This window comes from Methylocella silvestris, from assembly GCF_002891535.1.
GTDB lineage: Bacteria > Pseudomonadota > Alphaproteobacteria > Rhizobiales > Beijerinckiaceae > Methylocapsa > Methylocapsa silvestris_A.
Window position 1 is genome coordinate 1 of record NZ_PDZR01000044.1, and the last position, 11,117, is coordinate 11,117.

Annotated in this window: 9 protein-coding genes, 1 tRNA gene and 1 pseudogene; 5 read left to right on the plus strand and 6 right to left on the minus strand. The window is 63.5% G+C overall.

Features of this window, described 5'->3' with window-relative positions; all coding sequences use genetic code 11:
- The first annotated feature begins 53 nt into the window (after positions 1–53).
- The 3 genes from CR492_RS19820 (at position 54) to CR492_RS19830 (ending at position 3,932) form a co-directional block, all read left to right on the plus strand.
- Positions 54–1,790, plus strand: a complete 1,737-nt coding sequence (locus CR492_RS19820; protein ID WP_102845448.1) for an ABC transporter permease — start codon at positions 54–56, stop codon at positions 1,788–1,790.
- Positions 1,791–1,797: 7 nt separating this feature from the next.
- The gene (locus CR492_RS19825; RefSeq protein ID WP_102845449.1) at positions 1,798–3,123 is read left to right on the plus strand and encodes an ABC transporter ATP-binding protein; all 1,326 of its coding nucleotides are present in this window, start codon (positions 1,798–1,800) and stop codon (positions 3,121–3,123) included.
- A 224-nt stretch (positions 3,124–3,347) separates the two neighbouring features.
- Positions 3,348–3,932 (plus strand): hypothetical protein, encoded by a 585-nt coding sequence (locus CR492_RS19830; protein ID WP_102845450.1) that lies wholly within the window; start codon positions 3,348–3,350, stop codon positions 3,930–3,932.
- Positions 3,933–3,977: 45 nt separating this feature from the next.
- Here the strand turns inward: CR492_RS19830 and mgtE are convergent, their stop codons facing one another.
- Positions 3,978–5,393 carry a magnesium transporter gene (gene mgtE / locus CR492_RS19835; RefSeq protein ID WP_102845451.1) on the minus strand — a complete coding sequence of 472 codons (1,416 nt, stop codon included), beginning with the start codon at positions 5,391–5,393 and terminating at the stop codon, positions 3,978–3,980.
- A 171-nt stretch (positions 5,394–5,564) separates the two neighbouring features.
- Here mgtE and CR492_RS19840 point away from each other — a divergent pair, with 171 nt between their 5' ends.
- Positions 5,565–6,452: a polysaccharide deacetylase family protein gene (locus CR492_RS19840; protein WP_102845452.1), complete on the plus strand. Its 888-nt coding sequence runs from the start codon at positions 5,565–5,567 to the stop codon at positions 6,450–6,452.
- 50 nt (positions 6,453–6,502) lie between these two features.
- Here the strand turns inward: CR492_RS19840 and CR492_RS19845 are convergent.
- Positions 6,503–6,587 (minus strand) — tRNA-Leu (locus CR492_RS19845).
- A 147-nt stretch (positions 6,588–6,734) separates the two neighbouring features.
- Here CR492_RS19845 and lipB point away from each other — a divergent pair.
- Entirely contained in the window at positions 6,735–7,475 is a 741-nt protein-coding gene (lipB, locus tag CR492_RS19850) for a lipoyl(octanoyl) transferase LipB (protein WP_102845453.1), read from the plus strand.
- Here lipB and CR492_RS19855 read toward each other — a convergent pair.
- From CR492_RS19855 to CR492_RS19870, 4 genes and pseudogenes are all read right to left on the minus strand, one after another.
- On the minus strand, positions 7,472–8,161 hold the full coding sequence (locus CR492_RS19855) for an ABC transporter ATP-binding protein (protein WP_102845454.1): 690 nt from the start codon (positions 8,159–8,161) through the stop codon (positions 7,472–7,474). The genes lipB and CR492_RS19855 overlap by 4 nt on opposite strands.
- 2 nt (positions 8,162–8,163) lie before the next feature.
- On the minus strand, positions 8,164–9,435 hold the full coding sequence (locus CR492_RS19860; RefSeq protein WP_102845455.1) for a lipoprotein-releasing ABC transporter permease subunit: 1,272 nt from the start codon (positions 9,433–9,435) through the stop codon (positions 8,164–8,166).
- The gene (proS, locus tag CR492_RS19865; RefSeq protein WP_102845456.1) at positions 9,432–10,754 is read right to left on the minus strand and encodes a proline--tRNA ligase; all 1,323 of its coding nucleotides are present in this window, start codon (positions 10,752–10,754) and stop codon (positions 9,432–9,434) included. The genes CR492_RS19860 and proS overlap by 4 nt, the downstream gene beginning before the upstream one ends.
- A 235-nt stretch (positions 10,755–10,989) precedes the next feature.
- Positions 10,990–11,117, minus strand: a pseudogene (locus CR492_RS19870) (IS5 family transposase); the annotation flags it as partial.

Here is an 11,117-nt window from a genome sequence, read left to right on the forward strand (position 1 = left end):
CCCTCCCCCCTCTCCGCCCCGCGCCGCAGGCGGCAAACTTCCCGAGAGCCGCGATGCCGCCACCTTTCGTCGCCTTCACCTCGCTTGGCCGCAAGGCGCTGCCCAATCAGTATGACATTCTCGGTCTTGCGCTGATCTTTTCCGCCTTCATCGCCATCTCGCATTTTTCGCAGGGGCTGACGCTGCCGATCGCAGCGCCCGAATCGACGGTGACGTCGCTCGATTACGCGGGCCTGCCCTATTATGCGATGCGCACCACCTTGCGCATGTTCGCCGCCATGGCGGCCTCGCTGCTGTTCACTTTCACCTATGCGACGCTTGCCGCCAAGAGCCGGCGCGCCGAACTGGTCCTCATTCCGCTGCTCGACATTTTGCAGTCGGTGCCAATTCTTGGCTTCCTGTCCTTCACCGTCACCTTTTTCCTCGGGCTGTTTCCGGGCTCAATTCTCGGCGTCGAATGCGCCGCCATTTTTGCGATCTTCACGTCGCAGGCCTGGAACATGGCCTTTTCCTTCTATCAGTCGCTGCGCAGCGTGCCGCGCGATCTCGCCGAGGTGGCGAGCGGCTTCCAGCTCTCCGGCTGGCAGCGCTTCTGGCAGCTCGAGGCGCCCTTCGCCATGCCCGGCCTCATCTGGAACATGATGATGTCGATGTCGGGCGGCTGGTTCTTCGTCGTCGCGTCGGAGGCGATTTCGGTGGGCGACACGACGATCAAGCTTCCGGGCGTCGGCTCCTATCTCGCCCTCGCCATCGAGCAAAAGCGCATCGACGCGGTGTTCGCCGCGGTCGTCGCGATGGCGATCGTCATCCTCGCTTATGACCAATTGCTGTTTCGCCCGCTTGTCGCCTTCGCCTCGCGATTTCGCGTCGAACTCTCGGCCGGCCAGAGCCAGTCGCGCTCCTTTGTCCGCGATCTCTTTCTGCGCACCCACTGGCTGCGCGAGCTGACGCGCCCGCCGTCCGATCTGTTCCAGAGCTTCGCCCTCTGGCGACTCGAATTGCGGCGCAGCCACAAGTTCAAAGCCGCGCCCAACCCGGCGTTGAGCCGCCTCGTCGATATTTTATGGTTCGTCGCGATCGCGGCGATGATCGCCTGGTCGGGTTGGCGGATCGTCGACTATGTGAGCACGGAACTCACCTTCGCCGACCTCGGACAGGCAGTCGAGTATACGCTGTTCACCCTGATCCGCGTCGTCCTCCTGCTTGCTCTTGCGACGATCGTCTGGGTTCCGGTCGGCGTCTGGATCGGCCTTCGGCCAGCGCTCGCCGACAAGATCCAGCCGCTGGCGCAATTTCTCGCCGCCTTCCCCGCCAATGTGATCTTTCCGATCGCCGTGGTGCTGATCCTGCGCTTTTCGCTCAATCCGGATATCTGGCTCTCGCCTCTGATCGTGTTCGGAACGCAATGGTATATTCTGTTCAATGTGATCGCCGGCGCCGCGGCCTTTCCAAATGATCTCAAGGAAGCGGTGGCGGGCTTTCGCATCCGCGGCCTCGACTGGTGGAAGAGCGTGATGATCCCGGCGATCTTCCCCTTCTATGTCACCGGCGCGCTGACAGCCTCCGGCGGCTCCTGGAACGCCGCCATCGTCGCCGAATATGTGCGATGGGGCGACACAGTCGTCGCCGCCCATGGCATCGGCGCCTATATCGCCAAGGCGACGGAACAGGGCGATTATCCGAAGATCGTTCTCGGGGTCGCGGTGATGTCGACCGTCGTCATTTTGTTCAACAGGCTATTCTGGCGGCCACTCTTCGGCCTCGCCGAGCGCCGTCTTCGCCTAGACTGAGGTTTCCATGCCCAACGCCGCCGCCGCGCTTCCCGCAGACGCGCCCCTGCTCGAAGTCAGGAATATTATTCAACACTATCAGACCGGCTCGGGCGAACAGGGGCCGCGCGTCCTCGACAATGTGTCGCTGTCTCTGAAGCAGAACGAGATCGTCGGGCTGCTCGGGCGCTCGGGCTGCGGCAAGTCCTCCTTGCTGCGGATCGTCTCGGGGCTTGTCCGGCCGGCCTCAGGCGAGGTCAGCTATCTCGGCGCGCCGGTTGACGGCCCGGTCGATGGCGTCGCCATGGTTTTCCAGAGCTTCGCACTGTTTCCCTGGCTGACCGTCCTCGCCAATGTCGAACTCGGCCTCAGAGCCCGCAAGGCGCCGCGCGAGGAAGCGCGCCGCCGCGCCCTCAAGGCGATCGACCTCATCGGCCTCGACGGTTTCGAATCGGCGTTTCCAAAGGAGCTTTCAGGCGGCATGCGGCAACGCGTCGGCTTCGCGCGGGCGCTTGTCGTGCATCCGAATATTCTCTTGATGGACGAGCCCTTCTCGGCGCTCGACGTGCTGACCGCCGAGACTTTGCGCACCGACCTCCTCGATCTCTGGGTCGAAGGACGCATGCCGATCAAATCGATCTTGATGGTGACGCATAACATCGAGGAGGCGGTGCTGATGTGCAACCGCATCATCGTGCTCGCCTCCAATCCCGGCCGCATCGCCGCCGAGATCGAGGTGACGCTGGCCCATCCGCGCAACCGGCTCGATCCCGAATTCCGTCAGCTGGTCGACAAGATCTATGCGCTGATGACGAAGCGGTCCGAGGCGGCGCCCGGCCGCGAAGGGACGTTTGCAGGCCTTGGAGTTGGCATGTCCCTGCCGCTCGTCTCGACCAACACCATCGCCGGCATGATCGAGGAGGTCGCCGCCGAGCCCTATCACGGCCGCGCCGATCTGCCGGCGCTGGCCGACAGTTTGCAGCTCGAGATCGACGAACTCTTCCCCGTCGGCGAGACCTTGCAATTGATGCGTTTCGCCGAACTTGAAGAAGGCGATATCCGGTTGACGCCCGCCGGAGCGCGCTTCGCCGATCTCGAAACCGACGCCCGCAAAAAGCTGTTCGGCGACCACCTGCTCGCCTATGTGCCGCTGGCCGGACGCATCAGGGCCGTGCTCGAGGAGCGCCCGAGCCATACGGCGCGCGCCGCGCGTTTCCTTGAAGAGCTCGAGGATCATATGTCCGAAGACTACGCCGCCAAAACCCTCCAGAGCGTCGTCAATTGGGGTCGCTATGGCGAATTGTTCGCCTATGACGAAAAGGCGGAAATGTTCAGCCTGGAAAACCCGCAATAGAAGCGTGGCCTCCGGGCTACCCGCAGCGCGGCAAGCCAAAGCATGGCCGCGCTGAGCGGCGTCGAACACGTTCCGGTTGAAACTTCTCGCTTGACCCGTTCACATCGGCTATATGTCGGCTAGCCGACATAATTTGGCGGTCGCCTTTCGGCGCCTCAAGCGGGAAACCCGCCTGTCGGTCTTGGGGCGAGCGCAAAGCGCTTTTCGAGCACAGAGGCACCGCCATGACAAGCCGCGAAGGAATTTCTGAAGATTCATTATCCACAGTATTCCGCGAGTTCCTCGGGTTTTTCCCAACGACGGACGATTCGCACCCGCCTGGCGCTTGGGGTCCGATCATCCGCAAGGCGTTGCAAAGCACAGCCGCCGCGTTTTCAACTGGGCACGCGCCAAGACTCGGCGCCGGTCCCCTGCCGGACCCCTGGGCGGCCATTGCTCTCAATCCACAGCCGCTCCCGCCGCGCGTCGACTTTATCAGCGCAGTGGTCCGCGAAGTGGCCGACCGTGCGCTGCTGATCTATGACGTTGCGATCGCGCAACGAGGCGGCCGCGATCAGAGCGTCCTCATCGTCGGAGACTATGTCTCGCGCTTTGTCGACGACTATTGCGGCGATGATTTCCGCTTCAAATGGCCCTTTCCCGGGCCACATCCAGACTGGTTGACGGAACGCGTGACGTCCATCGATCTGGTAGTGGCCGGCCTCAATTTCGAACATGAATCTGCGCTTGCCCCGACCAACGATCTACAGCAGATCTTTCAGGAGGCAGGCTCGATCCTGAGACGGGCCGGCGCCGACAGGATGCGCTGACGAGCCGTCTCGTCAAAGCCCAAGCAAAAGACGCAGGGGCCGCCGTCACCCCAGGCGGAACCACACCGTCGCGAAGCCGAGAAAGGCCGTGAAGCCGACGACGTCGGTCACTGTCGTCACAAAGGCGCCCGAAGCCACTGCCGGATCGATATGAAATCTGGCGAGTATTTGCGGGATCAATATGCCGCCCAAGGCTCCGGCGATGAGATTGGTCACCATGGCGAGGGCGATGACGACGCCGAGCGACGGGCTGCCAAACCAATAGCCCGCGACAATGCCGGTGAGGATCCCAAAGCCGACGCCATTCACAGCGCCGACCAGAACTTCACGCAAGATGATGCGCGCGGCGTTGGCGCGCGACAATTCCCGCGTCGCAAGAGCGCGGACCGCCACCGTCATCGTCTGCGTCGCCGCATTGCCGCCCTGGCTCGCAACGATCGGCGCGAGCACCGCGAGCGCCACCATTTTTTGCAGCGATCCTTCAAAAAGGCCGAGCACCGAAGAGGCGATGAAGGCGGTCAACAGATTGACGAGCAGCCAGACGAAGCGGCTCTTCGCCGTCCAGAACACGGTGTCCGACAATTCTTCCGATTCAGAGACGCCGCCGAGCGCCTTCAGATTGGCGTCGGCTTCTTCCTGGATGACGTCGACGACATCATCAATGGTGATGACGCCAACAAGCCGGTCACCCTCATCGACCACAGGCGCCGACACGAGATTGTAGCGCTGGAACAGCCGCGCGACCTCCTCGCGGTCTTCGGTGACTTCGACGCGGCGCCGGTCCGCCGACATGATGTCTTCCAGCAGCGCCCGGCTTTTCGAGCGCAGCAGCGTGTCGAGGAAGACCGTTCCGAGCAGCCTGTGGCCCGGATCGACAATGAAGACCTCGTAGAAGGAATCCGGCAGGTCCGCCTCGTCCGTATCGCGCATGACGTCGATCGCCTGCCCCGCAGTCCAGTACGGCGGCGCCGTGACAAACGTCGTCTGCATGAGGCGCCCGGCCGAATGGTCGGGATAGTCGAGCGAGCGTTGCAGCTGGGCGCGGTCGACCGGCGACAGCGCGTCGAGGATTTCCGCCTGATCTTCCGGCTCAAGATCCTCGAGCAGCGTGACCGCGTCGTCGTTTTCAAGATCGCGCACGCCTTCGGCGACTTCGCGCGCCGGCAGGCCTTCCAGAATTTCGTCGCGGATATTGTCGTCGATTTCGGTCAGCGCGGCGAAATCGAAATGCGTCCCCATCAGCCGGACGAGGCGCAGCCGCTCGTCGGGCTCGAGCGCGACGATGAGGGCGCCGAGATCGGCCTCGTGCAGCGCGCCGGCGAGGACGGTGACGCGAGGTCCGTCATTGGCCTCTATCGCCGCCTTCACCTCGTCGAGGAAATCCGCCCTGACGCCGCCGTCCTCATCGTAGATCGAGCCGTCGTCGGCCTCGGTGAAATCCTCGTCCTTCAGTTCCGCCATCAACGCCCCAAGTGCTCGCCGCCGCCCCAGTGGCTTAATAGAGGGGATTTGCAATCCGGCAAGCCCCGCAATGAGACGCCGCCTGCGGCCGATTTGCCGCCCCCGCGGGATTGACGTTTTGGCGCGAAGATTGCGGCTGACGCCGCCCCAAGGCCGGTTTATGAAGTCGCCATGAGCCGACGACTTCTGCCCCGCGCGACAATGCTGGCCGCCGCCGCTCTGTTCGCGCTGCGCGCGCCGGCCGGGGCCGCGACTGCGCCAAAAGCCTGCAGCCCGGATGCGCTGGGGGTCAGCCGCACCATCGCCTTCAGCGCCAAGGGCGGCCTCGCCATCGGCTTCAAGAGCTATCCAAAGACGCTGGATCTCGCCGATCATGAAGTCGTGCTGACTTTTGACGACGGGCCGGCGGCAGGAACGACGGCGAAAATTCTCGACGCGCTCGCCGCCGAATGCGTCAAGGCGACGTTTTTCCTCATCGGCCGCAACGCGCGCGGACTTCCTGCGCTCGCGCGCCGCGAGGCCTCTGAGGGCCACACCGTCGCCCATCACAGTTTTTCGCACCCAGATATGCGGCGCTTAAGCGAGGCGGCGGCCAAAAAGAATATCGACGAAGGCTTTGCGGCTGACGATACGGCCGCCTATGGCGCGGCGGCGTCAGAGCCGCGCACGCCGTTTTTTCGCTATCCCGGCTTTTCCGACACGCCGACGCTGAACGGCTGGCTGGCCTCGCGCAACATCGCTGTGTTCGGCGCGGATCTTTGGGCCTCCGACTGGAACAAGATGACGCCGCAGGAGGAACTGGATCTCGTCATGTCGCGGCTTGAGGCGGCAAACGGCGGCATCTTGCTCCTGCACGATATCAAGGTTGAGACGGCGGCCATGCTGCCGCAGCTGCTGCGTGAGATGAAACGGCGCGGTTTCCGCATCGTGCATATCCGGCCGGGCGACGATCCGCCGCCGCTGCGCGACGCGCCGGCGGGCTGGTCGTCCGAGACCGAGAAAATCGCGGCGGGATTTTATGCCCGCATGCCGGCGCCGCGCGCCGCCAAACGCCCGTGAGGCAAAAAAACAGCGCCAAAGCGGCGCCGTTGAGCAGGTCTTTATATGTTTGGTGCGGCCAAGAGGACTCGAACCTCCACCCCTTTCAGGACTAGCACCTCAAGCTAGCGCGTCTACCAGTTCCGCCATGGCCGCATCGCCCGTCTTCGGAGCGAACGCTCCGCGGGCAGGCGCGTCGTCTAACAAATGTGTCGCGCCGTGGCAAGGGCGAGGCGGCCGTGAAAAGGTTTAATCGCCGCGCCATTGATTGCAGATGCGAGAGAGGACTAAAACTTCCCGTCCATGACAGCTACGCCAACGATCTCCCGCGAAAGCCTGAAACCGGCCCCCTGGACTCGAACCGATGGGGCGCCGGTCGAGTGGCGCGTGTCCGACGGGCAGACGCCCTATGAGGATGCTGTGCGCTTCATGGAGCAGCGCGCCGAGGCCATCGCCGCCGGTCAAGCGCGCGAACAGATCTGGCTGCTCGAACACCCGCCGATCTACACCGCCGGAACCTCCGCCAAGGACGCCGATCTGGTCGACGCGCGCTTTCCTGTTCACAAGACCGGCCGCGGCGGCCAATACACCTATCATGGCCCCGGCCAGAGGGTCGCCTATGTCATGCTGGATTTAAAGCGGCGCCGCCAGGACGTGCGCGCCTTTGTCGCCGCGCTGGAAGACTGGATCATTGCGACGCTGGCCGAGTTCAACGTGAGGGGCGCGCGGCGTGAGGATCGCGTCGGCGTCTGGACGGCGCGTCCCGACAAGGCGCCGGGATTGTCGGGCCAGCCCGCAGAGGACAAGATCGCGGCGATCGGCGTCAGGATCAGGCGCTGGGTCACGCTGCACGGGATTTCGCTCAACGTCGAGCCGGATCTGTCCCATTTCAAAGGCATCGTGCCCTGCGGCATCGCGAGCGCGCATTATGGCGTGACGAGCCTCGTCGATCTTGGCCTGCCGATCGTCATGGCGGATGTCGACGCCGCATTGCGGCGCGAATTCGAGGCGATTTTTGGCGCGACCGCGCAGGTCGACGCCTAATCCAGCTCCACCAGCAGCCCGTCGCGCAGGGTGATCCTGCGATCCATGCGGCCGGCAAGGTCCATGTTGTGCGTGGCGATCAGCGTTGCGAGCCCCGTCGCGCGGACGATGGCGTCGAGGGCCTCGAACACATGGTTCGCGGTCTTCGGATCGAGATTGCCGGTTGGCTCGTCGGCGAGAAGGAGACCCGGCCCATTCGCCACGGCCCGGGCGATGGCGACGCGCTGCTGTTCGCCGCCGGACAATTCCGCCGGCCTGTGGTCTTTTCGCGCGGAGAGGCCGAGGTAGTCGAGGATCTGCCCCGAGCGCTCCCTGGCCTCCTTGCGCGAATGACCGGCGATCATTTGCGGCAGCATGACGTTTTCAAGCGCCGAAAACTCCGGCAGCAGATGATGGAACTGATAGACGAAGCCGATCTCGCTGCGCCGCAGCGCCGTGCGCTCGTGATCGGCCATGGCGACGGTCGGCACGCCGGCGACATAAACCTCGCCCGCGTCCGGCTTTTCCAGAAGGCCGGCGATATGCAGCAAGGTCGATTTGCCGGCCCCGGACGGCGCGATGAGGGCGACCGATTGTCCGGCCCACAGCCCGAATTCGGCGCCGCGCAAAATTTCGAGCGGCGCCCCCGCCTGATCGTAGCGGCGTTCGATTTTCTCAAGATAAAGCGCCGGCGGCGGTGACGTCATGGCTATTCGTAACGCAGCGCTTCGACAGGATCCAGCTTCGCCGCCCGCCAGGACGGATAGATCGTGGCGAGGATGGAAAGCGCCAGCGTCATGCCGACGACAGTCAGCACATCGAGAGGATCGACCACCGAGGGCAGGCGCGACAGAAAATAAAGCTCGGCCGGAAACAGATTGGCGTGCAGCAATGTATTCAGCATCTGCCGGATCGCCTCGACATTCGACGCGACGGCAAGGCCCAGCAGAAAGCCCGCAAAGGTGCCGACGACGCCGATCGACGCGCCGGTGATGAGGAAAATGCGCATCACGCCGCCGCGCGTCGCGCCCATGGTGCGCAGCACGGCAATGTCGTGGCTCTTGTCCTTGACCAGCATGATCAGCCCCGAAATGATGTTCAGCGCCGCGACCAGCACGATCAGCGTCAAGATCACGAACATCACATTGCGCTCGACATTGAGCGCGTCGAAGAAGGTCCGGTTGCGCTCGCGCCAGTCGGTCATGATCATCGGACGGGTCACGATCTGATCGATGCGGCCGCGCACCGCGTCGAGGTCTTCCGGACGATTGAGGAACACTTCGATGACGCTGGCTTCATTGTCCTTGCTGAAAAACCCCTGCGCTTCGGGCAAGGGCATATAGACGAAGAGATTGTCGAATTCGGCCATACCGATCTGGAAGATCGCCGTCACCGGATAGACCTTACTGCGCGGCGCGACGCCAAACGGCGTCTGCGGTCCGTTGGCGATCAGCACCTTGATCTTGTCGCCGACGCGAAGGCCAAGATTATCGGCGATCCTCTGGCCGATCGCGACGCCGCCGGCCTTGTCGAAGCCGTCGAGCGTCCCGGAGCGGACATTTCCGGCAATGCCCGGAAGCCGCTTGATGTCGGCCTCGCGCACGCCCCGCACCAGCGCAAAGGCCATATTCGTGGTGGAGACGGCGGCGGGGCCCTCGATCATGGGAATGGCGAGTTGAACGCCCGGCAGCGCGCCGACCTCGCGCGAGACTTCGTCATAGTCGGTCAGCGGCGAATCCGTCGCCTGCAGAAAAATATGGCCGTTGATGCCGACGATCTTGTCGAGCAGCTCCTTGTGGAACCCATTCATCACCGACATGACGACGATCAGCGTCGCGACGCCGAGCACGATGCCGAGGAAAGAGAAGCCGGCGATGACCGAGACGAAACCCGAAGAGCGGCGCGCGCGCAGATAGCGCAGCGCCACCATCCATTCGAAGGCCGCAAAAGGCCGCGCTCCGTTCGGCGAAGCCTCGCTCATGATGCGATGAGCCGTTTAATCGCCTCATCGAGCGAAAGCTCGACGCGCTCGCCGCTGGCGCGGGTCTTGATTTCGATTCTCCCCTCGGCGAGGCCCTTCGGCCCGACAATCGCCTGGTAGGGCAGCCCGATCAGATCGAGCTTGGCGAATTTCGCGCCCGGCCGATCGGCGGAATCATCATAGAGGACGTCGACGCCGGCAGCCTCCAGCGCGGCGAGGAGCTTTTCACAGGCGGCGTCCGTCGCCGCGTCGCCGACCTTCAAATTGGCGATCCCGACCTTGAACGGGGCGACGCTGGCCGGCCAGATGATGCCCGCCTCGTCATGATTGGCCTCGATCAGCGCGCCGACGAGGCGCGAGACGCCGACGCCATAGGAGCCGCCCTGGAACGGCCGCTCGACGCCGTCCGGCCCCGTGATATTGGCGTTCATCGGCTTTGAATATTTGTCGCCGAAGAAAAACACCTGGCCGACTTCGATGCCGCGGGTCTCGATGCGCTGTCCTTCCGTCGTCTCGCGGGCGAAGCGTTCGGCGTCGTGAACATCCTCGGTCGCGGCGTAGAGGCTGGTCCATTGCTTGACGATCGGCGCGAGATCGCCATCGTAATCGATCGTCTCATCCGGAATAGGCAAATTGAGGACGCCCGCATCACAATATACGGCGGATTCGCCCGTCTCGGCCAGAATGATGAATTCATGGCTCTGGTCGCCGCCGATCGGGCCGGTCTCGGCGCGCATCGGAATTACCCGCAGCCCCATCCGGGCGAAGATACGCAGATAGGACACGAACATCCGATTATAGGCGAGCCGCGCGGCGGCTTCGTCGACGTCGAAGGAATAGGCGTCCTTCATCAGAAATTCGCGCCCGCGCATGACGCCGAAGCGCGGCCGCTGCTCATCGCGAAACTTCCACTGAATGTGGTACAAAATCTTCGGCAATTCGCGATAGGAGCGGACATAGGAGCGGAAGATCGCCGTGATCATGTCCTCGTTGGTCGGTCCGTACAGCATTTCGCGCTCGTGGCGGTCCTTGATGCGCAGCATTTCCGGGCCGTAGGCCTCATAGCGGCCGGTTTCGCGCCAGAGGTCGGCGAGCTGCAAGGTCGGCATCAAAAGCTCGATCGCCCCTGCCCTGTTCATCTCCTCGCGCACGATCTCGGCGACTTTCTGCAACACCTTGAGGCCGAGGGGCAGCCAGGAATAGATGCCGGCCGCCTCCTGCCGGATCATGCCGGCGCGCAGCATCAGGCGATGCGAGACGATTTCGGCTTCTTTGGGATTTTCGCGCAGAATCGGCAGGAAATAACGGGAGAGGCGCATGGGGGACCGGGTCTCGAGGCGGCGGCGGGGTTCTGGTCGGGCAGGTTTAGGACGCCCTCCGCCGAAAGGCAAAGGCGGCGGCGCTTTGAAACAGAAATGCGCAATCGGCCAGCCCAATGGTCGAGATCAGACCTTTCGCGCCGTCCGCTTCCGATCCGAACCGGTCGCCGCGCCCCGATCAGGCTATCACAGAATCGGACAAGACGCTTTTACAGGGACGAGCTGGGTCAGCCTCTTAGGTCCTGTTGACAAATACCCTCATCCATAGTCGGACGGCGGCGATGAGGACGAAGCCGCGGTAGCTTTCGGCGGTCTTGTCGTAGCGGGTCGCCAAGCGGCGCCAGTTTTTCAGTTTGTTGAAGC